Below are 21,242 nucleotides of genomic sequence, written 5' to 3' on the forward strand. Positions count from 1 at the left end.
AAGAACATGACAATTATCATTTCAACCATTAAAAAATCACCCTAATTTTGCCATTCCAACTAAATACTAATTTATGAAAACCTCCCTTATTCAAAAATACAATGTTCCTGGGCCACGATATACAAGTTACCCTACGGTTCCTTATTGGGATGAATCAGGATTTACGAATGAAATTTGGATACAAACCTTGAAAAATTCTTTCCTAGAAAGTAATAATAAAGAAGGCATAAGTTTATACATTCATCTCCCTTTTTGCGAAAGTCTGTGTACTTTTTGTGGTTGCAACAAACGCATCACCAAAAACCATAATGTCGAAAATCCATATATTGATGCTGTTCTAAAAGAATGGTCGATGTACTGCAAAATTTTGGATGACAAACCCAAAATTAAGGAAATCCATTTGGGCGGAGGAACGCCTACTTTTTTCTCCATAGAAAGCCTTGAAAACTTAATAAACGGAATATTTTCCCTTGCTGAAAAAGCTGAAGATTATGAATTTAGTTTTGAGGGACATCCTAACAATACAACTCTAGCTCATTTACAAAAACTATACGATTTGGGCTTTAGAAGAGTGAGTTTTGGAGTTCAGGATTATTCCGAAAAAGTTCAAAAAGCCATTCATAGAATACAGCCTTTTCATAATGTCGCCAAAGTAACTTTTTGGGCAAAAAAAATAGGTTATACTTCCATTGGTCATGATATTATCTTCGGATTACCTTTTCAGGAAGTTCAAGATGTTGTGGATACTATCGAAAAAACAAATTCTTTACAACCCGACCGATTGGCTTTTTACAGTTACGCCCATGTACCGTGGATAAAAGGAAATGGTCAACGCGGATTTCATGATGAAGACATCCCTAAAGATGATGCCAAAAGAAAACTGTACGAAGTTGGAAAAGAATTACTCTTTGAAAATGAGTATCACGAAATCGGAATGGATCACTTTGCCTTAAAATCAGACAGCTTATACCAATCGTTTGATAACAAAAAATTGCATAGAAACTTCATGGGCTACAGCTCTTCCAAAACCCAATTAATGATTGGATTGGGAGTTTCATCCATAAGCGACAGTTGGTACAGCTTTGCACAAAATGTAAAAACCCTAGAAGAATATTACAAAGTATTAGAATCAGATGAATTACCGGTTTATAGAGGTCATTTATTATCTACCGAAGATCTAATAATCCGAAAACATATTTTGAATCTAATGTGCCAATTTGAAACTAGCTGGGAAAATTCCGCTAATTACGTTTCTGAAATTCCAGAAATTGTGGCTCAACTGAAAGAAATGGAAAACGACGGTCTATTGATTATAGGCGACAACAAAATCATCGTCAACGAAGAAGGGAAACCTTATGTGCGTAACATCTGTATGGCCTTCGATTTGAGATTGAAAAGAAAAGCTCCAGAAACGGCATTGTTTTCAATGACGATTTAAAAAACAACAAGCATCTTAATTTATTAATTCATCTTTTTTCAAAGCTCTTTGGGCGTGTCCCTTCGTAAAAACTACGGGTCGGGCTGTACGCTCCCGCTTTTTTTTGATCCCTTGCAAAAAGGGATCAAAAAAAGAGCTCCACTGCCATCCCTCACGCAAAACAGAGAACAATTAATATATCACACTAAATACAAACATAAAATAATCCGATCTAGCACCTCTCAGGTTGGGGTGAAAAAAAAAACCAATTAGTGACAATTGGCTTTTCCTTGTATAAACAAATTCATATTCGAGGGAGAAACATAAGGAATTCCAAGTCCCAAACCCCTCAGAATAAATAATACACCTATTACTATCCCAACATACGGAATTACTTTTTGAATCCTATTCCGAATGGGAACGGTCAGGAACGAATTAATATACACCACCAAACTCATCAGCGGCACAGTTCCCAACCCAAAAAGCAACATATACAATACTCCAAAACCAGCACTTTGCATCGCAATTGCTCCAAATAATGCAACATATACCATGCCGCAGGGCAAAAAACCATTAAGCAAACCAATAATAAAAAGCGATTTAAAACTTTTGTTTTTGAAATGACTACCAAGATTTTGCTTGATTTTTGAAATCCAACCATACACCGGTTTCGAAAAATTATATTTAGCCAAAATCTTTTCTGGAATCAGAATCACTAAAATCATTGCAATCCCAATAAAAATAGACAGTTGTTGCTGAATCCCTGCCAAAAACAAGCCTTTACCCAACAAACCAAAAAGCAAACCAATACTTCCATAAGCCATTAACCGTCCTAAATGATACGTAATGATTTGGATTACCTTTTTGGCAGGATTATTTCGCTCTACAGGCAACATCATAGCAATCGGACCACACATTCCTATGCAGTGAAAACTACTGATTAAACCAAATAAAAAAGCGGTGTAAAGCATTGTGATTTTAGATTACAGACTGTAGATTTTAGAATTCAGATTTTAAAAGACAAAATCAAAACTAATTTTTCTTTCTTCTATCATCTTTACTCTATTTTCTTTACTATTTTATATAAACCTTTTCTTTTGTCAAATAAGACCTTCCATCATATTTCCATTCCATATTAATGTACCATTCTCCTCCGATCAGTTTATCTTTGGGTATAAACAAAGATGCCGAATCCGTAAACGAAAGCGGTAGCTGAAAATCAAATTTCTTATTCGAAGCTCTGTATAAAGCTACAGTTCCTTTGATTTCCTTTGGTGTAAAAACAGTAGGAAAAGCTACAGTAACTCCATTGGCATCAACAGTAATTACCGGTTTATCTTTTAAATCATGGGCACTTTGAATACGAGCCATTTCATCCTGAAAATGCACATCATGTTTGTAATACTCTTCAACCACCAAATCATTATCATACTTACTATCTGACTGAACTTTTAAAACAAAGTACATAATAAAGCTAATAAACAAAGCGAATGCAATCACGATATAAGTTCCCCAGTTATTTTTTATTTTCATTTTTTAAAAGTTTTCTTTCTATTTGATATTTTCATATTACGCCAAACCTAGTCAAAACTTCGGGGGCTTAAAAAATTAGTATACGTAGTTTCAATTTTTTTATTTCCTTCGTAGAGATCGATTTCTAATTTAGTCCTGTCACTTTCTAATAAAAACCTATTAATCTCAATAAACATAGTTCCGCTAGACATTTCGTGTTTGAGAACCCTCAATTCCTGAACACCAACTACTTTTAAAGTACCTTTAATCCCTACCAATTTGAAATGCAAATTATTAATATCATGATTTGTTTTATTGATGATTTTAAAAGTATAAACATTACTAATGTTTTCGCCTTTATGCTGGAATAATTGACCTGGCAATCTCAAAATAGTGGCTTCGACTTCAGTTCTTAAAAACAACAACCCAGTAAGAACACCAACTAATATAACCAATATTGCGGTGTAGCCTTTCATTCTGGCCGTAAATTTAAACTTAGCCTTTGTTTCTATTTCATCTTCCGAAGCATATCGAATAAGCCCTAAAGGCAATCCTACACTTTCCATTATGGTATCACATTCATCAATACAAGCCGTACAATTTACACATTCGAGCTGGACTCCGTTACGAATATCAATTCCTGTAGGACATACATTTACACATTGTTTGCAGTCTATACAATCTCCTTTTCCAGAAGCTTCACGGTCTTCTTTTTTATTGAATTTAGCTCTTCCTACTTCTTTTTCGCCACGAACAAAATCGTAAGCCACATTTATTGATTTTTTATCTAATAAAACCCCTTGCAGTCTTCCGTAAGGACAAGCAATTATACAAACCTGTTCTCTAAACCAAGCGAAAACAAAATAGAAAACACCAGTAAAAATCAACAATGACAGAAAGGTACTAGAATGTGACATAGGACCATCTTTAATTAAATGAAATAATTCATCACTCCCTACAAGATAAGCCAAAAATACATTAGCAATCAAAAACGAAATTACCAGAAACGTGAACCATTTTAAGGCTTTCTTTCTAATTTTTTCTCCATTCCAATCTTGTTTTTCCAAACGGATTTGTGCTCCCCTATCGCCTTCAATCCAATATTCAATTCGGCGAAAAACCATTTCCATGAAAATGGTCTGAGGACATATCCATCCACAAAAAATTCGCCCAAAAATAACCGTAAATAAAATAACGAAGACGACCCCAATGACCATAAACAAAACAAAAATATAAAAGTCCTGTGGCCAAAAAGGAAAACTAAAAATATTAAAACGACGTTCTAGAACATTGAACATCATGAACTGATTCCCGTTTATTTTTATAAAAGGATTGACAACAAGAACAATCAGTAAAAAATAGCTAATCCATTTTCTATATTCATAAAACTTACCGGACGGTTTTTTGGGGTAAATATATTTTCTATGACCCTCCTTATCAATAGTCCCAATGGTATCTCTGAAAGATTCGTCTAGATTACTTGACATTTTATTTTTTTTAAATACTAAAAAAGAGCTTTCTCAAAGTAGTGAATTTTGACAAAGCTCTTCATTCTAATATATTGTTAATTACTATTTTACTTCAGTACTATCAGCAACAGGAGCTGCAGCGGTAGTAGCAGGTGCATTCTCATCAACCCAGACATCACCTTCAGGAGCTTTTGGATCTTTTGGATTACTTCCTTTTAAAGATATAATATAACTTGCTACAGCCTGAATTTCTTTTGGCTTCAAGGTTCCTTTCCAGGCAATCATCCCTTTACCATCTCGACCACCATTGGTAACAGTGTGGAATATTTTTTTAATACCACCTCCCAAAATCCAATTATCGTCTGTTAAATTTGGACCAATTTGCCCACCTCCATCAGCACGATGACAAGCAGCACAATTGGTTTCAAAAATGGCTTTCCCATTTGTTAAATCAGCTGGCTCCGTTAACAAAGTTACTGAGTTTTCATCCATTAAATCGGGAGCCGTTTTCATATACTCAGCCACTTCAATTTTGGCTTGAGCCATTTCATTTTTCAATTCAGTTTCCTGATCTGGTGCTCCCATAATCTCATAACGAACTAGATATATCACAGAGAAAATGATACAGGCATAAAATAAATATACCCACCATGGAGGTAAATTGTTATCCAATTCCTTAATACCATCATAATCATGGTCCATCAACAATTGCTTTTCATCTTCAATTGGCACTGTTCGTGTCAAACGCTGCATCAGGTTTTTGTACCAGCTTTTTTCGCTCAAACTTAAACTGTCTTCAAGAGCTAATTTTGCTTTCTCTTCTTCTGACAACAACCTATAAGTGATTGTATTTACTGCATTCAATGTTATTTCGACTGCAATCAAAAGAAAAAGCAATACGAACAAAAATACCGCAACCATAGGGTATTTTATAAAAGCAGGGTGATCACCTGAATCAATAAAATATTCCATAACTCCCAAAACGGAGAAAAATATGAAAAGAACTCTTATATATGGTGGAATTAATTTTTTCATTATTTATATTTTTTGAAATTGTACAATTTAGTCTTCTAATGGGATCTGACTTATTTCGTCTATTGTCTCTTTTTTATAGGAATAAACCCAAAATCCTAAACCAAGAAAAAAGAAAAAGAAAATTAGTAATGATAGTATTGGAAATATTGCTACACCGGCAATAGTTTCCATATTGTGTTTTATTTGCTCAAACATAACGCTTACTTTTTATTCTTTAACTTTAATATCAGTTCCCAATCTTTGTATATAGGCAATCATTGCCACAATTTCTCTTTCGCTCATAGGAATAAATTTTTCCCCTTTTGCCAAAGCTTTTTTCTTACTCTCTTCGTAACTTTTCACAAAATCAGGATCATTTTTAAGACTTTCTTCAATTGTTATAGCCTGTGCTTTTAAATCTTTCAATCCGTTTGCAACTTCAGCATCACTGTAAGGAACACCAAGCGAAACCATTGCTTTCATTTTCTTTTCAGTCAATGAAACGTCCATCGCTTTATTATCAAACAGCCATTTATAGCTAGGCATAATAGAACCAGCCGATGTACTTTGAGGACTCCAGAAGTGATTAAAATGCCAATTGTCATTGTATTTTCCTCCAACTCTCAACAAATCCGGACCTGTACGTTTTGATCCCCATAAAAATGGATGGTCATATACAAATTCCCCAGCTTTGGATTGAGGTCCGTAACGCTCAACTTCACTTCTAAAAGGACGAACCGATTGAGAGTGACACCCAACACAACCTTCACGAATGTATAAATCACGTCCTTCCAATTCCAAAGGTGTATATGGTTTTACACTAGAAATAGTTGGAATATTTGATTTCACCATAATCGTTGGAACAATTTGGATAATTCCACCAATTAATATCGCAATCGTCGCAAATACAGCCATTTTTATTGGTTTTCTTTCCAACCAAGAATGGTATTTTTCACCTTTTAGTCTACCTGAACTAATAGTTTGCAATGCAGGAGCCTCAGCTAATTCATCTTCAACTTCTTCACCCGCTCTAACTGTTTGGATAATATTGTAAACCAATGTCAACATACCAACCAAATACAAACATCCTCCAATTGCTCTCATCCAATACATTGGCATGATTTGAGTAACAGTTTCAAGGAAGTTACCATAAGTTAAGGTTCCGTCCGGATTAAATTGTTTCCACATAGAAGCCTGAAGAAAGCCTGCTAAATACAATGGCAACGCATATAATATAATTCCTAATGTTCCTGCCCAAAAATGGAAATTGGCCAATTTAGTGGAATATAATTTAGTTTTTGTCATTCTTGGAATCAACCAATAAATAATACCAAAAGCCATAAAACCATTCCATGCCAACGCACCAACGTGAACGTGCGCTACGATCCAGTCAGTATAGTGAGCTATCGCATTTACATTTTTAAGAGATAGCATTGGTCCTTCAAAAGTAGCCATACCGTAACCAGTCATGGCAACAACAAAAAACTTCAATACTGGTTCTTCACGCACTTTATCCCAAACCCCTCTTAAAGTCAGAAGCCCGTTAATCATACCTCCCCAAGACGGAGCAATCAACATTACAGAGAACACAACCCCTAAATTTTGAGCCCAGTTAGGCAAAGCAGAATACAACAAATGGTGAGGACCTGCCCAGATATATAAAAAGATTAATGACCAAAAGTGGATAATAGACAATCTGTAGGAATACACGGGACGATTGGCCACCTTTGGCACAAAATAGTACATCAATCCCAAAAATGGTGTGGTCAAGAAAAAGGCAACCGCATTATGACCGTACCACCACTGTACCAATGCATCTTGAACCCCTGCATAAACTGAATAACTCTTCATTCCTGAAACAGGTAATTCCAAACTATTAAAAATATGCAATACCGCAACCGTAATAAATGTGGCTAAGTAAAACCAAATGGCAACATATAAATGACGCTCTCTTCTTTTTAGCATCGTACCAATCATGTTGATACCGAAAGCTACCCATATTAAAGCAATAGCAATATCAATAGGCCATTCAAGTTCGGCATATTCTTTTGAAGAAGTATATCCTAATGGAAGAGAAATTGCAGCTGCAACAATAATCAATTGCCAACCCCAAAAATTCAGGTTACTCAAGAAATCACTGTACATTCTGGCTTTCAACAATCGCTGCAACGAGTAATAAACACCCGCAAACATCGCGTTTCCAACAAAAGCAAAAATTACTGCATTAGTATGTAAAGGTCTCAATCTTCCAAAACTCAACCATGAAATACCTTCGGTTATGTTTGGAAAAAGGAACATAGTAGCTAATATAAGACCCACTAACATCCCCACTACTCCAAATAGTATGGTAGCATAAATGAACTTCTTTACAATTTTGTTGTCATAATAAAATTGTTCCATTTCCATATTTATAATTAATTTTAAAGTTGTTTAAAGTGAACAGATAGTTTAAAGATTGAGAATACTTAACCTTTGATTTTAGATTTTTTTTGAGAAGATTTGATTAATTCATCGTCAAAAAGCATTCTGACCGATGGCGTATAATCATCATCATATTGACCTGATTTTACTGCAAAAACAAAAGCAATAAAAAACCCAATGGCAACGAAAATACTAATGGCAATCAATAAATAGATAACACTCATAATCCTAATATTAAGTTAACAAAATTATATTTATCACTTTTTATAAAAAATGACAATTATCATATTTAATCTGATATGTTAAAATTATGAAAAAAAACTAAACAATTCCTTATTAAACTATTTTATTTTTCTCGAATAATAATTACTCATTATCGTAACAAAACTTACTATCGTAATGGTACTCAGCGGCATAATAATTGCCGCAACTAATGGAAGAAGATTTCCTGTAATAGCAAAAGACAATCCAACCACATTGTATAAAAGTGACAAAACGAAACTCATTTTAATAGTCGTGATTGCTTTTTTGGATAACTTTAAAAAATAATTCAATTTCTGAAACTGTTTTGCATCCAAGATCGCATCACAGGCCGGAGAAAAAACATTCACATTTTCGGATATGGAAACACCAACGTTACTTTGTGCCAAAGCACCAGCATCGTTGAGTCCGTCCCCCACCATCATTACATTTTTTCCTTTCTCTTGCAAAGCCTTTATAAACTCAAGTTTTTGCTCAGGCTTTTGATTAAAAACCATTTCTGTGCCTTTAGGTAGAATTGATTCCAACAGACTTCGTTCACCTTCATTGTCGCCTGACAAAACTTTAAGCTGATATTGAGAGCTCAGTTTGCTAAACAATTCAGATAAGCCTTCTCTGTATTGATTATTAAAAATATATTTCCCGAAATACTCCTCTCCTATTTTTACATGAACAGCTGTTTGCTGGATTTGATCTTCTGAGTCTTTAACAATGAAATTAGCCGACCCTAATTGTATTGAAACTCCATCGATAATCGCTTGAATCCCCTTCCCAGTTATCTCTTCGAAAGCATCCAATTTTAATCGTTTTGTTTCAGGCAAAAAATCATACAACATTCTGCTTAAAGGATGATTCGAAGCACGAAGTACGCTTTTCAGCACTGCCAGATTGGCTTCATCTAGTATTTTCCCCTCATAGGAAATATTCGATTTTGCATTTGTAGTAATCGTTCCGGTCTTATCAAAAACAATCGTATCGACTTTGGCTAATTGTTCGATTACCAAAGCGTTCTTTAGATAAAAATATTTATTACCAAAAATTCGCAACATATTGCCCATAGTAAAAGGAGCAGTTAATGCCAATGCACAAGGACAGGCGACTATCAATACGGCTGTAAACACATTGAAAGCGGTATTAGCATCAAAAAATATCCAATATCCAAATCCTGCAAATGAAATCAGCAAAAGAATTGGCGTAAAATATCGGCTAATGTTGTCGGTGATAGTTTTATGTTTTTGTTCTACCGATTTCTGAAAAACATCATTACTCCATAATTGAGTCAAATAACTTTGGGAAACCGAATGCAAGACTTCCATTTCGATAATTTTTCCAATTTGTTTTCCTCCAGCAAAAACTTTATCACCCGATTTCTTGGTAATTGGAACAGCTTCACCGGTAACAAAACTATAATCAATTTCTGCTTTATCTGATATTAAAATACCGTCAACTGGGATTAATTCTTGGTTACGAATCAATAATCTATTACCTTTTTCGATTTCATAAACCGGAATACTTTCCTCCGTAGAGTCTGTATTTATTTTAGTAATCGCAATTGGAAAATAGGACTTAAAATCTCTTTCAAAACTAAGAAAACTATAAGTTTTGATTTGGAACATCTTCCCCAATAACATGAAAAAGATTAATCCGGTCAAACTGTCAAAAAAGCCTGAACCATAATCCATTACAATATCAAACGTGCTTCGAACAAACATCACGACAATTCCAAGTGCTATCGGAATATCGATGTTTAGCATTTTGGACTTTATGCTTTTAATAGCCGAAACATAATACCCGCTAGCCGAATATAAAAAAGAAGGCAAAGCCAAAGCAAAAATTAATCCCCTGAAAAAAGGGCGGTAATTATCTAACCAAAATTCTTTTACTTCAAAATACTCCGGAAAGGAAAGCAACATAATATTCCCAAAACAAAAGAATGCAACTCCGAGTTTGTATGTCAAACTTCTGTCCACATTGTTTTTCCCTGTCTCATAATTTTCTAGACTGATATAAGGCTCATACCCAATTGAACTCAATAAATGAACAATGTTTTTTAGGGAAACAATCTCGGGATTGTAATTGATGCGAACTTTCTTTTCGGGGAAATTAACCTGCGAAGTGTTTATGCCTTTTTGCAATCGCTGTAAATTTTCTAAAATCCAAATACACGAACTGCAATGAATATGTGGAATGCTCAACGAAATAATAGCTGTTGAATCTTCTTTAAATTCCAATAGTTTTGAAACAATGCTATCATTGTCCAAAAAATCATATTTACCATTAATATCTTGTGGAGTTGCCCCAGGTGATTTTTCAAAATCATAATAACAAGTCAAATCATTTAAGCTGAATATTTCGTAAACGGTTTTACATCCATTACAACAAAATTTTTTTTCGTCAAATACAATTTGCTCTTCTATTAGTATATCCAAACCACAATGAAAGCAATTATTTTTCTCCATAAATAAAGATTAATTAAATATATACAAATTTCACAAATTGAATATGCCTCAACAATGATAATTATCATATAAATATATAACTTTGCAAGTGAAAATACAATTTCGTTATGAGCAAATGTGAACAATGTATCGTGAGAGAATTTAGTTCTTTGAAAGCACTAAATAAAGACGAACTTATAAAAATTTCTGAATGCAAAACCTCCAAAACCATCAAAAAGGGTGAAACCATATTTGGTGAAGGAGAAAATGTAAACGGTATTTTTTGTGTTAAAGATGGAATATGTAAATTGACCAAATTAAGTCCAAACGGAAAAGATCAGATTGTTAAGTTAGTTGCTAAAGGAGAATTATTAGGACAACGTTCCATGATAAGTGACGAACCTGCTAATTTGAGCGCTATAGCATTAGAAGATATGCATGTTTGTTTTATACCAAAAAATGAAATATTAGGATTCTTCGATAAAAACAATCAGTTTTCGATGAGTGTAATGAAAACCATTTGTGGAGATTTGAAATTGGCTGATGACCATATGGTAAATATGGCTCAAAAATCTGTAAAGGAACGTTTAGCCGAGACTTTGATTTATCTGCATGAAACGTTTGGAACAAATACTGATAAAACATTAAAAGTACAACTTTCCAGAGACGAATTGGCAAGTATGATTGGAACCGCGACAGAAAGTTGTATCCGATTATTGTCTGATTTTAATAAATTAGATCTTATTGAATTGGTGGGTAAAAAAATAGTCTTAAAAGACATTAATAAACTGAAAAAGATAGCTGATTAAACCCTAGCCTCCTAACCCCCAAAGGAGGTACTAGTAAAACTATTTTAAGACAACTGTTTGCTAAATTCTGCTTTCTGAAAACTAAAGCTTCTTAGCTTCATTCCAAAAAACATCCATCTCCGCAAGAGTCATATCCATTAAGGGTTTACCTAATTGATCTGCTTTACTTTCAAGATATTGAAAACGCTTGATGAATTTTTTGTTGGTTCGTTCCAATGCATCTTCAGGATTGATGTTCAAAAATCGTGCATAATTGATCATCGAGAACAAAACATCACCAAACTCGGATTCCATTTTATCCTGATCTCCAACAGCAACCTCATCCTGTAATTCCTGCAATTCCTCTTGCACTTTGTCCCAAACTTGGTGTGGTTCTTCCCAATCAAATCCAACTCCTTTTACTTTATCCTGGATTCTGCTGGCTTTTACTAGAGCTGGTAAGCTTCGAGGAACTCCTTCCAAAACTGATTTTTTACCTTCTTTTAGTTTTAGTTTTTCCCAATTCTGTTTTACTTCTTCTTCATCTTTAACGACAACATCTCCGTAAATATGAGGATGCCTGTGAATGAGTTTTTCGCAAATATCATTACATACGTCAGCCATATCAAAATCATTCGTTTCACTGCCTATTTTTGCATAAAAAACAATATGCAATAACAAATCACCTAATTCATTTTTTACTTCATTTAAATCATTATCCAATATTGCATCTCCCAATTCATAGGTTTCTTCAATAGTAAGATGACGAAGCGTTTGTATCGTTTGCTTTTTATCCCAAGGACATTTTTCACGCAAATCGTCCATAATATTCAATAATCGTTCGAAAGCTTGAAGCTGATTTTGTTTAGTGCTCATCATGTTTTGGTTTTCTGTAAAAATAACAAATCCTGTCAGGAAAATATCTTGACAGGATTAAATATATTTTGAATAACTTTTAAAATTACTCTTTTTTAGCTGCTGCTTTCTTTGCAGGTGCTTTTTTAGCAGGTGCTTTCTTTTCAACAGCTGCTTCTTCAGCTACTGGAGCTGTTTCTTCAGTTGCAACTGGAGCTTCATCAACAAGCAATCCTTTTGCTTGAAGCGTATTGTACCAATTCACAATCTTTTTAACATCTGAAGCATATACTCTTTCTTCGTCATATTCTGGTAATACTTCTCTAAAGTAAGTCAACAAAGTTGCGTTATCTTCTTTGTGTGAAATCGTTTGCCCTTTGTTTTCTTTTTTTGCAATGTTTTGCATAATTTCAGCCAAAGGTTTTTCACCTTCATAAGTATAAATAGAAATTTCAGACAACAGACTTACATTGCTTTTCAAACTTACCGTAACTTTTTTTCCATCTAATAATGACTCAGCAACAAAACCTGTACGTGTTTGCACTTTTAAAACATATAAACCTGGTTTCCCTGAAATCGATAATATTTTCTCTAAACTCATTTTTATTTTTTTTATTTATTCTTTATTAAAAATCCAAATACTTAATACTGCTAACTAATTACTCAAAATTACCTTCCCTTTTTGGCAAAAAACTTCATTCTATAATCTTGAAATGTTTTTCCTTCGGTTATGTTTTTTAATTTTTTCTGAATCAAACGCTTTTTCAAAGACGATATTTTATCCGTAAATAAAATTCCTTCGATATGATCGTACTCGTGTTGAATAACTCTTGCAATCAAACCATCAAAAACTTCGGTTTTCATAACAAAGTCTTCTTCACAATATTCAATGGTAATTGTTGGTTTTCTGTACACGTCTTCACGCACATCAGGAATACTCAAACAACCTTCATTAAAAGCCCATTCTTCACCTTCTTCTTTTATAATCTTAGCATTAATAAAAGTTCTTTTGAAACCTTTCAATTTATTTTGCTCCTTATCTTCCAAATCTTCATCATCACTAAATGGAGTCGTATCAATAACAAACAAACGTAATGACAATCCCACTTGCTCTGCCGCTAAGCCAACACCACTTGCATTGTACATGGTTTCATACATGTTTGCAATAACTTCTTTTAAATTCGGATAATCCGGAGTAAGTTCCTCCCCTATTTTTCTTAAAACAGGATCACCATATCCTATAATTGGTAATATCATTTGATCTGTATTTATTATTAACTGGCTTAAACAAAGGAAAAATCCGCTTATTTAAGTTGGCAAAAGTAGTAAAAAAATAGATAATGATTAATCTCCATTTGATAATTAGCATATTTTTGTAGAATTGTTTTGATAGCTTATATAAAATCTTACGAAGCCATTTATAACTTATCTTTGTATCAAATGAAATTCCATGATTACCAAAATAGAAAGATTCACTGATAGCACTTATTTTACAAATGCATTAAAAGCAACTATATCAGCAGTTATTCCCGTTTTGATATTTACCTATTTGGGCCTTTTTGAAATTGGTTTCACTATTGCCCTTGGTGCTTTTTTGACTTATCCAAGTGATATTCCAAGTAGTTTAAAGCATAAGATAAATGGCATTATTGTTACTGCTTTTTTGATAGCTGGAGTCAATTTATTAATAAATATCACCTACCCAATTCCCTTTATTTTTTATCCTTTTTTCTCCATATTGGTATTCATTTTGGCAATGTTATCCGTGTATGGACAAAGAGCAACTTTCACATCCTTTTCTGCTTTATTATCGGTATCATTATCCTTTTCTGATTTGCATACTGGATTAGAAATGGTTCAACATTCGGCATTAATACTTGCCGGAGGTTTATTTTATTTAATCATCTCGCTACTATTTCATTACTTAAGACCATATCGTTACGCCGAATTACAAGTTGCCGAATGCATCAAATTAACATCCAAATACCTAAAATTAAGAGGCGATTTATGGAACAGCGTTGCCGATAGAAACGTAATTCTCGAAAAACAACTGCATTTACAAGTCGAACTCAATGACATACATCATAATATTCGAAGAGTACTTATCGGGAAGCAAATCAATGCTGTTTCTTCCAACCAAAATCGAAAAATGCTTATTGTATTTATTTCTTTGGTGGAAATATTAGAATTGGCACTATCTACTTCATTCGATCATAATCGATTACATCAAAAATTTGAAAAGCATCCTAAAACATTAGCTACCTATCAAAACTTGGCTTATAATTTGGCATCTACATTAAAACAATTATCCAAAAATATTGAAAAAAGAACCAATTATATCCCCAAGCATAAATTATCCAACCATTTAATGGCGCTAGAGACTGCTATAATTGAATACGAAAACGAGTTAGGAAAAACAGAAGCTTCCGAGGGGGTTTTGATGCTAAAAACCATGCTTGAATACGCGGAGAAACAAATCGAAAAAATCAAAGTAATTGAACGCGCTTTCACATCAGTATCGAACACCTATGATTTTAAGGGAAAAGATAAAGATTTAGAAAAATTTTTAACTCCCCAATATTATCCAATTAGCACATTTATAGAAAACATAAGTTTTTCATCGACAATATTCAGGCATTCCTTACGATTAACAGTTACACTTATTTTGGGAGGCATTTTAGGCAAATTACTTCCGTTTCAAAATGAATACTGGATTTTGCTTACTATTATCATCATCATGAGACCCGGTTATGGATTGACTAAACAGCGGTCGATACAACGTGCCATTGGGACTGTCATTGGCGGCATCATTGCATTCAGCATTTTATCCTTAATGCCTAGCCATTTTTTATTGAGCATTCTGGCAATACTTTGTATGTTACTTGGATTTTCTTTTACACAAACCAAATACACTGTAAGTGCAACATTTGTTACCATGTATATTGTATTCTTACATGGAATACTATCGTCTGATTTTGTAAATGTCATTCAATTTAGAATAGCAGATACTTTGACTGGAGCACTGTTGGCTTACTTTGCCAATCACTTTTTATGGCCATCATGGGAATACATTAAAGCCCCTGAATACTTAAAAAAATCTATTATAGCGAATCGAAATTATTTAAAAGAAATCTTTGTCTTTTATACGCAAAAAGGAGAAGTCACTACCGCCTATCGTTTGGCAAGAAAAAATGCATTTATTGAAATTGGAAACCTTATGGCTTCCTTTCAAAGAATGTCACAAGAACCCAAATCCAAACAAAAGAAAATGGTTCTTCTATATAAATTAACAGAACTCAATCATTCTTTACTTTCATCGACCGCTTCTTTAGGAACTTACATTCAATCCCACAAAACTACGCCTTCTTCCAAAGCATTAACTATTGTGGTTGAGAAAGTCCTAAAAAACCTAGAACAGGCGATTGCCTATTTAAAAGGAGAATCAATTAATGATTCAAATGAAATCACAAAAGAAGAATTGGCTAATCGTTTTATTGAATTAAAAAACATTCGACAAAATGAGCTAAAAGAGGGAAATCCAATTGATGAAGAAGCTTTTGCTTTAAAAATGCAGGAAGCACAATTGGTTATAGAGCAATTAATTTGGTTAACCAATTTATCCGAGGGGATTTCAAAAAACTCTAAAAAACTAATGGAAGATTAAAAAATATCAGTCACAGTTTTCAGATAATATCTAAAAACTGTGACTGATATTGAATACTGAGAATAAAACTATACTTATAGTTTTAAAACTGATGAAGTGTTTTTTCTTATTTCGGCTAAGAATTCCGGTCTGTCATTTAAACTCTGACCAAAAGAAGGAATCATAGCTTTCACTTTTTCCTGCCATTCTGGAGAATTAAATTGCTCTGGGAAACATTTGCTCACCAACTCAACCATAATGGAAACCGCAGTTGAGGCTCCAGGAGAAGCTCCTAATAAAACCGCCAAAGTTCCATCGTTTGTATTGATAATTTCTGTACCAAATTCCAATTTTCCAATTAGCTCTTCGTCTCTTTTAATAACTTGAACTCTTTGTCCTGCTCTTTCCAATTTCCAATCTTTGGTTCTGGCATTAGGAACATATTCGCGTAAAGCATTCATTCTGTCTTTTGGAGATTGACGCACTTGCTCAATTAAATATTTAGTAAGCGGGATGTTTTTGTATCCAGCAACAATCATAGGAATTACGTTGTCTGCTTTTATAGACAACGGTAAATCTGAATAAGAGCCATTTTTTAGGAATCGAGTAGAAAATCCTGCAAACGGCCCAAAAAGTAATGCTCTCTCTCCATCAATCATTCGGGTATCAACGTGAGGAACAGACATTGGTGGTGCACCTACACTCGCTTTTCCATATACTTTAGCTTGGTGTTTTGCTATTACTTCGGGATTTGTACATTTTAACCATTGACCGCTAACAGGAAAACCTCCATATCCTTTTCCTTCAGGTACATTTGCTTTTTCCAATAATGGCAATGAACCTCCACCGGCACCTATGAAAACAAATTTGGTATATACTTTTTTCTTTTGACCGGAAGCTAAATCAGTGATTTTTATCCTCCAAGATTTATCTTCTTTTTGTTTTAATTTTTTAACTTCATGGCTGTAATGTATAGTAACATTATCCAGTTTTGTCAAATAACCCAACATGTTTCTAGTTAATGTTCCAAAATTCACATCAGTACCAATTTCCATTGAAGTTGCGGCTACTTTTTCATCTGGATTTCTCCCTTCCATTACTAGAGGCATCCATTTTTGTAATTCGGCAACATCAGTACTAAAAGTCATTTCAGCAAAAAGAGGATTTGATTGCAAAGCTTCAAACCTATTTTTTAGAAAGTCAACATTTTTATCTCCCCAAACAAAACTTATGTGAGGAATGCTTTTTATAAAATCTTCTGGAGATGTAAGCTTTCCATCTTTGACCAAATAAGACCAAAACTGTCTGGAAACCTCAAATTGTTCAGCAATACTAATAGCTTTTTTAGGATCTATTGTACCATCTGCTTTTTCAGGAGTATAGTTGAGTTCACAAAAAGCCGAATGTCCAGTTCCTGCATTATTCCATGCATCTGAACTTTCCGCCGCAGCTATATCTAATCTTTCGTAAATTTCTATTTTAATATCGGGTTGTAATTCTTTAAGAATCATCCCCAAAGTGGCACTCATGATTCCAGCACCTATAAGTACGACTTCAGTATTTGAACGAATTGTTGAATCGGGCATTTTCTGTATGATTTAAAAAGTTGCAAAAATAACTCTAAAAATCACAATAAAAAATAAATTTTTAGTTACAAAATATTAAAACGATTCAATACTTTGTTAAAAAAATATTATTTACGATTTAAATAATCTTGAAGCATGATAGTGGCCGAAATTTCATCAATAAGCGCTTTATTTTGACGCTGTTTTTTATTGAGTCCGCTATCAATCATAGTTTGAAAAGCCATTTTTGAAGTAAAACGTTCATCAACGCGAATTACCTTCATCTCAGGAAAATGATTAGTAAAATGAGTTACAAATCCTTTAATTATGGATGCACTCTCAGAAGGTTCCCCATTCATTTGTTTAGGTTCGCCAATAAGTACTGCTTCTACTTTTTCTTTAGCAAAATAATCTTTCAAAAAAGCAATTGCAGTTGCTGAAGGTATTGTTGTCAAACCCGAAGCTATAATTTGCAATTCATCGGTAACAGCTATTCCTGTTCGTTTTTGTCCGTAATCTATGGAGAGTATTCTGGGCATTTAAAATGAGTTTCGCTTTTATGTCTGGTTGAAATTCGAATCGAATCGTTTCCATTAAATTTTTATTTAATACACAAATATATAACATTTTCGCCAAAAATTCTCTTTTTTGCTATTAGCTAAAAATGGTATCTTTGCGGAAAATTTATCAAAAATGAACGATTTACAATCTATAATAGAACAAGCTTGGGAAAACCGCGCTTTACTACAAGAAACAAAAACTACTGATGCCATCAGAGAAGTTATCGAATTATTAGACTCAGGAAAATTACGTGTTGCCGAACCAAAAGGTGACGGATGGCAAGTAAACGAATGGGTAAAGAAAGCCGTTGTGATGTACTTCCCTATTCAAAAAATGGAAACATTGGAGGCCGGAATCTTCGAATACAATGACAAAATGTTACTGAAAAAAGATTATGCTGCAAAAGGAGTTCGTGTAGTTCCTGGAGCATCGGCCCGTTATGGAGCTTATATTTCAAGTGGTGTTATCATGATGCCAAGTTATGTAAACATTGGTGCTTATGTTGATGCAGGTACAATGGTAGACACTTGGGCAACAGTAGGAAGCTGTGCACAAATTGGAAAAGACGTACATTTAAGTGGTGGTGTTGGAATTGGTGGTGTATTAGAACCATTGCAAGCTGCTCCAGTAATTATTGAAGATGGCGTATTTGTAGGTTCTCGTTGTATCGTAGTTGAAGGTGTTCATGTAGGTAAAGAAGCTGTTCTTGGTGCCAATGTATGTTTGACTGCTTCTACTAAAATCATCGATGTTACTGGGGAAACTCCTGTAGAAATGAAAGGTTTTGTTCCGGCTCGTTCGGTAGTAATCCCAGGAAGTTATACTAAGAAATTTGCTGCTGGTGAATTCCAAGTGCCTTGCGCTTTGATTATCGGAACTCGTAAACCATCTACTGATTTAAAAACGTCATTGAATAATGTTTTACGCGAATACGACGTAGCGGTTTAAAAATTCTAAACTTCAAATAAAAATTCCAAATTCCAATTGACTTTTCGATTGGGATTTGGAATTTATTTTTTTTAGGAAATCGCTTTTTAGCTTTTATCCATTGCGAATTGATTTTTTTTGCTTCAATTTGTAATCAATTAAAAGATATCATTTCTCATATGAAAATATTAGTTGTTCAGCAAAAAATGATTGGCGATGTGCTAATTAGCTCCATTATATGCAATAACTTAAAAGTTGCCTACCCAAATGCTCAAATCGATTATTTAGTCTATCAATCAACTACACCAGTTTTAGAAGGAAACACAAATATTGACAACATTATATTATTTCAAGAAAAACATCGCAATAGCAAAAATGAATTTTTAAAACTTGCACTTCAAGTTCGAGCTAATAAGTACGATATAATTATTGATGCTTATTCAAAAATAGAAAGCTGGCTTATAGTATTACTAAGTGGTGCAAAAAGAAAAATTTCATACAAAAAGAAAGGAAGAACCTTTCTATATACTGATAATGTCTCCCCAGAGCTTTTTCCAAAAACGAATTTTGGCTTAGCGATAGAAAGTCGGCTTTCCTTATTAAAACCTCTTGACTTAAAAATAGAAATTGATCCACTACCAAAACTTTTTGTAACCGAAAAAGAAAATCAAGAAGCTAAATCTCTTTTTGAAGAACATCAACTGAAAAAAGAAAGAAAAACAGTAATGATTAGCCTTTTAGGAAGTGAAAAAGCAAAGACTTACCCACTAGAATATATGGCCAAAGTGGTTGATACAATTGCTGATTCTTTTGATGTAAACATTCTATTTAATTATATGCCAAAACAAACCAGTGATGCCAAATTTGTTTTTGACTCCTGCAAAACTACTACTCAAGAAAAAATATATTTTGACTTGCTAGGAAATGATTTAAGGTCTTTTATTGCCATTATGAATCAATGTGATATGATTGTGGGCAATGACGGTGGTGCTATCAATATGGCAAAAGCATTAAATAAGCCTTCATTCGTCATTTTTTCCCCTTGGATACAAAAAGAAAGTTGGAGCATCTTTGAAGATGATTATATTAATAAAGCAGTTCATCTAAAAGACTTTTCCCCTGAACTGTTTACAACCGAAAATTCAAGAAAAAAACTGAAGAAAAACTATTTAAAATATTATAAACTTCTTAAACCCGATTTATTCAAAGAAAAATTAGCTCATTTTTTAACATCTCATATACCACTTTAAAATGTACAAATTTTTAATATATATTTCGCACCCATATAGCATTCCAATTGGCATGCCTTTACAAAAAGAAATAGAAAGTAGAGGTTATCAGGTTTTTTGGTTCTCTGACTTGGAATATACTAAAAAATATTTCGAATCCACGAACTTATTATTAAATACTGTAAAAGAGGTTATTGACTATCAACCCCATATTATTCTGACTGCCACTGATGTTGTTCCCGATTTTTTTCCTGGCGTCAAAGTAGAGATATTTCATGGATTTTTATCCAATAAAAGAGAGGAAATGCAAAGTCATTTCAAAATAAGAGGCTTTTTCGATTTATATACTACCCAAGGTCCATCAACAACTACTGTTTTTCAGTCTTTAGCCGATAAATATAAATATTTTGAAGTGGTTGAAACTGGATGGTCAAAAGTTGATCCATTATTCCCAATAGAACAAAAAGTCATTGGTGAACGACCTGTAATCTTAATTTCTTCGACATTTACGACGCGATTGAGCTTAGCAAAAAACGAGGCTGTTTTTACAGAAATAAAGCGTTTGATAGCTACTGGGAAATATGATTTTATGTGTGTATTACACCCAAAATTAGAAGACGAGGTTAAAGAAAAATTCAAAACATTGACAAGTGAACACTTCACCTATTTTGACACGACTGATCTAGTTCCTTTGTTTAAAAAAGCCGATATTATGTTTTCAGACACTACCTCGGCGATAATTGAATTTTTATTACAAAATAAACCCGTAGTCACTTTCAGACATAACAAACCAGAAGAACATCATATTAATATTACCGAAGTTGCTGAAATTGAAAAAGCAATCGAATTGGCTCTAACTAAGCCACAAAAAACTATGGATGCTATTGAAAAATACATACAAATCACCCATCCTTATTTTGACGGAAAATCGAGTGCCCGAACTATAGATGCATCAATTGATTTTCTTAACAAAGACAAATCACATCTGAAATCAAAACCCTTAAATTTGATTCGAAAATGGAAAATACGAAAATTGCTTAATCATTACACATTAAAATCCTATTCCAAACCTTTGACAATCAAATTTTAAACATAAACATCATTTTTTTAATTAAAAAAGGCATTTGTAAATTAATCTACAA

The 21,242-nt window shown here is 33.5% G+C and carries 19 protein-coding genes; 6 read left to right on the forward strand and 13 right to left on the reverse strand.

Going from position 1 to position 21,242, the window contains the following annotated elements:
• Positions 1 to 73 precede the first annotated feature (73 nt).
• Entirely contained in the window at positions 74 to 1,438 is a 1,365-nt protein-coding gene (gene hemN, locus J2W95_RS13650; RefSeq protein WP_310007938.1) for an oxygen-independent coproporphyrinogen III oxidase, read from the forward strand.
• A gap of 248 nt (positions 1,439 to 1,686) precedes the next feature.
• Here hemN and J2W95_RS13655 read toward each other — a convergent pair whose 3' ends face one another.
• The 8 genes from J2W95_RS13655 to J2W95_RS13690 form a co-directional block, all read right to left on the reverse strand.
• On the reverse strand, positions 1,687 to 2,388 hold the full coding sequence (locus J2W95_RS13655; RefSeq protein ID WP_310007941.1) for a sulfite exporter TauE/SafE family protein: 702 nt from the start codon (positions 2,386 to 2,388) through the stop codon (positions 1,687 to 1,689).
• A 103-nt stretch (positions 2,389 to 2,491) separates the two neighbouring features.
• Positions 2,492 to 2,950: a FixH family protein gene (locus J2W95_RS13660; RefSeq protein ID WP_310007943.1), complete on the reverse strand. Its 459-nt coding sequence runs from the start codon at positions 2,948 to 2,950 to the stop codon at positions 2,492 to 2,494.
• A 47-nt stretch (positions 2,951 to 2,997) separates the two neighbouring features.
• Positions 2,998 to 4,416, reverse strand: coding sequence for a cytochrome c oxidase accessory protein CcoG (ccoG, locus tag J2W95_RS13665; RefSeq protein ID WP_310007945.1), 1,419 nt, complete (start codon positions 4,414 to 4,416; stop codon positions 2,998 to 3,000).
• An 84-nt stretch (positions 4,417 to 4,500) separates the two neighbouring features.
• Positions 4,501 to 5,433, reverse strand: a complete 933-nt coding sequence (locus J2W95_RS13670) for a cbb3-type cytochrome c oxidase N-terminal domain-containing protein (RefSeq protein WP_310007947.1) — start codon at positions 5,431 to 5,433, stop codon at positions 4,501 to 4,503.
• 27 nt (positions 5,434 to 5,460) lie between these two features.
• Positions 5,461 to 5,628 (reverse strand): CcoQ/FixQ family Cbb3-type cytochrome c oxidase assembly chaperone, encoded by a 168-nt coding sequence (locus J2W95_RS13675; protein WP_281228522.1) that lies wholly within the window; start codon positions 5,626 to 5,628, stop codon positions 5,461 to 5,463.
• Between the two features lie 12 nt (positions 5,629 to 5,640).
• Positions 5,641 to 7,818: a cytochrome-c oxidase, cbb3-type subunit I gene (ccoN, locus tag J2W95_RS13680; RefSeq protein WP_310007950.1), complete on the reverse strand. Its 2,178-nt coding sequence runs from the start codon at positions 7,816 to 7,818 to the stop codon at positions 5,641 to 5,643.
• 59 nt (positions 7,819 to 7,877) lie between these two features.
• On the reverse strand, positions 7,878 to 8,057 hold the full coding sequence (ccoS, locus tag J2W95_RS13685) for a cbb3-type cytochrome oxidase assembly protein CcoS (protein ID WP_310007952.1): 180 nt from the start codon (positions 8,055 to 8,057) through the stop codon (positions 7,878 to 7,880).
• A 117-nt stretch (positions 8,058 to 8,174) separates the two neighbouring features.
• Entirely contained in the window at positions 8,175 to 10,553 is a 2,379-nt protein-coding gene (locus J2W95_RS13690) for a heavy metal translocating P-type ATPase (RefSeq protein ID WP_310007954.1), read from the reverse strand.
• A gap of 107 nt (positions 10,554 to 10,660) precedes the next feature.
• Here J2W95_RS13690 and J2W95_RS13695 point away from each other — a divergent pair, with 107 nt between their 5' ends.
• Entirely contained in the window at positions 10,661 to 11,341 is a 681-nt protein-coding gene (locus tag J2W95_RS13695; RefSeq protein WP_310007956.1) for a Crp/Fnr family transcriptional regulator, read from the forward strand.
• 81 nt (positions 11,342 to 11,422) lie between these two features.
• On the opposite strand, the gene mazG is transcribed toward J2W95_RS13695, so the two are convergent.
• The 3 genes from mazG to def form a co-directional block, all read right to left on the reverse strand.
• Positions 11,423 to 12,196, reverse strand: a complete 774-nt coding sequence (mazG, locus tag J2W95_RS13700) for a nucleoside triphosphate pyrophosphohydrolase (protein WP_310007958.1) — start codon at positions 12,194 to 12,196, stop codon at positions 11,423 to 11,425.
• Between the two features lie 85 nt (positions 12,197 to 12,281).
• Complete coding sequence (locus J2W95_RS13705; RefSeq protein ID WP_310007959.1) at positions 12,282 to 12,776, reverse strand: DUF5606 family protein; 495 nt, start codon at positions 12,774 to 12,776, stop codon at positions 12,282 to 12,284.
• Positions 12,777 to 12,844: 68 nt separating this feature from the next.
• The gene (def, locus tag J2W95_RS13710; RefSeq protein ID WP_310007961.1) at positions 12,845 to 13,432 is read right to left on the reverse strand and encodes a peptide deformylase; all 588 of its coding nucleotides are present in this window, start codon (positions 13,430 to 13,432) and stop codon (positions 12,845 to 12,847) included.
• Between the two features lie 193 nt (positions 13,433 to 13,625).
• On the opposite strand from def, the gene J2W95_RS13715 reads away from it, so the two are divergent.
• A complete protein-coding gene (locus J2W95_RS13715) occupies positions 13,626 to 15,839 on the forward strand; it encodes an FUSC family protein (RefSeq protein WP_310007963.1) in 2,214 nt (737 codons plus the stop codon).
• A 74-nt stretch (positions 15,840 to 15,913) separates the two neighbouring features.
• Here the strand turns inward: J2W95_RS13715 and J2W95_RS13720 are convergent, their stop codons facing one another.
• Together J2W95_RS13720 and ruvX are read right to left on the reverse strand one after the other, a co-directional pair.
• A complete protein-coding gene (locus J2W95_RS13720; RefSeq protein WP_310007965.1) occupies positions 15,914 to 17,404 on the reverse strand; it encodes a malate:quinone oxidoreductase in 1,491 nt (496 codons plus the stop codon).
• Positions 17,405 to 17,511: 107 nt separating this feature from the next.
• A complete protein-coding gene (ruvX, locus tag J2W95_RS13725; RefSeq protein ID WP_310007967.1) occupies positions 17,512 to 17,922 on the reverse strand; it encodes a Holliday junction resolvase RuvX in 411 nt (136 codons plus the stop codon).
• A 154-nt stretch (positions 17,923 to 18,076) separates the two neighbouring features.
• Here ruvX and J2W95_RS13730 point away from each other — a divergent pair, with 154 nt between their 5' ends.
• From J2W95_RS13730 to J2W95_RS13740, 3 genes are all read left to right on the forward strand, one after another.
• Positions 18,077 to 18,892: a 2,3,4,5-tetrahydropyridine-2,6-dicarboxylate N-succinyltransferase gene (locus tag J2W95_RS13730; protein ID WP_310007970.1), complete on the forward strand. Its 816-nt coding sequence runs from the start codon at positions 18,077 to 18,079 to the stop codon at positions 18,890 to 18,892.
• 158 nt (positions 18,893 to 19,050) lie between these two features.
• Positions 19,051 to 20,121 (forward strand): glycosyltransferase family 9 protein, encoded by a 1,071-nt coding sequence (locus J2W95_RS13735; RefSeq protein ID WP_310007972.1) that lies wholly within the window; start codon positions 19,051 to 19,053, stop codon positions 20,119 to 20,121.
• 1 nt (position 20,122) lies between these two features.
• Positions 20,123 to 21,190, forward strand: coding sequence for a UDP-N-acetylglucosamine 2-epimerase (locus tag J2W95_RS13740; RefSeq protein ID WP_310007974.1), 1,068 nt, complete (start codon positions 20,123 to 20,125; stop codon positions 21,188 to 21,190).
• Positions 21,191 to 21,242: the final 52 nt, after the last annotated feature.

The sequence above is a fragment of the Flavobacterium granuli genome (genome assembly GCF_031456055.1).
GTDB lineage: Bacteria > Bacteroidota > Bacteroidia > Flavobacteriales > Flavobacteriaceae > Flavobacterium > Flavobacterium granuli_A.

Excerpts from the sequence above, each read along its gene's own strand:
- hemN (WP_310007938.1), top strand. The coding sequence starts at position 74 with ATGAAAACCTCCCTTATTCAAAAATACAATGTTCCTGGGCCACGATAT.
- J2W95_RS13655 (WP_310007941.1), bottom strand. The coding sequence starts at position 2,388 with ATGCTTTACACCGCTTTTTTATTTGGTTTAATCAGTAGTTTTCACTGC.
- J2W95_RS13660 (WP_310007943.1), bottom strand. The coding sequence starts at position 2,950 with ATGAAAATAAAAAATAACTGGGGAACTTATATCGTGATTGCATTCGCT.
- ccoG (WP_310007945.1), bottom strand. The coding sequence starts at position 4,416 with ATGTCAAGTAATCTAGACGAATCTTTCAGAGATACCATTGGGACTATT.
- J2W95_RS13670 (WP_310007947.1), bottom strand. The coding sequence starts at position 5,433 with ATGAAAAAATTAATTCCACCATATATAAGAGTTCTTTTCATATTTTTC.
- J2W95_RS13675 (WP_281228522.1), bottom strand. The coding sequence starts at position 5,628 with ATGTTTGAGCAAATAAAACACAATATGGAAACTATTGCCGGTGTAGCA.
- ccoN (WP_310007950.1), bottom strand. The coding sequence starts at position 7,818 with ATGGAAATGGAACAATTTTATTATGACAACAAAATTGTAAAGAAGTTC.
- ccoS (WP_310007952.1), bottom strand. The coding sequence starts at position 8,057 with ATGAGTGTTATCTATTTATTGATTGCCATTAGTATTTTCGTTGCCATT.
- J2W95_RS13690 (WP_310007954.1), bottom strand. The coding sequence starts at position 10,553 with ATGGAGAAAAATAATTGCTTTCATTGTGGTTTGGATATACTAATAGAA.
- J2W95_RS13695 (WP_310007956.1), top strand. The coding sequence starts at position 10,661 with ATGAGCAAATGTGAACAATGTATCGTGAGAGAATTTAGTTCTTTGAAA.
- mazG (WP_310007958.1), bottom strand. The coding sequence starts at position 12,196 with ATGAGCACTAAACAAAATCAGCTTCAAGCTTTCGAACGATTATTGAAT.
- J2W95_RS13705 (WP_310007959.1), bottom strand. The coding sequence starts at position 12,776 with ATGAGTTTAGAGAAAATATTATCGATTTCAGGGAAACCAGGTTTATAT.
- def (WP_310007961.1), bottom strand. The coding sequence starts at position 13,432 with ATGATATTACCAATTATAGGATATGGTGATCCTGTTTTAAGAAAAATA.
- J2W95_RS13715 (WP_310007963.1), top strand. The coding sequence starts at position 13,626 with ATGATTACCAAAATAGAAAGATTCACTGATAGCACTTATTTTACAAAT.
- J2W95_RS13720 (WP_310007965.1), bottom strand. The coding sequence starts at position 17,404 with ATGCCCGATTCAACAATTCGTTCAAATACTGAAGTCGTACTTATAGGT.
- ruvX (WP_310007967.1), bottom strand. The coding sequence starts at position 17,922 with ATGCCCAGAATACTCTCCATAGATTACGGACAAAAACGAACAGGAATA.
- J2W95_RS13730 (WP_310007970.1), top strand. The coding sequence starts at position 18,077 with ATGAACGATTTACAATCTATAATAGAACAAGCTTGGGAAAACCGCGCT.
- J2W95_RS13735 (WP_310007972.1), top strand. The coding sequence starts at position 19,051 with ATGAAAATATTAGTTGTTCAGCAAAAAATGATTGGCGATGTGCTAATT.
- J2W95_RS13740 (WP_310007974.1), top strand. The coding sequence starts at position 20,123 with ATGTACAAATTTTTAATATATATTTCGCACCCATATAGCATTCCAATT.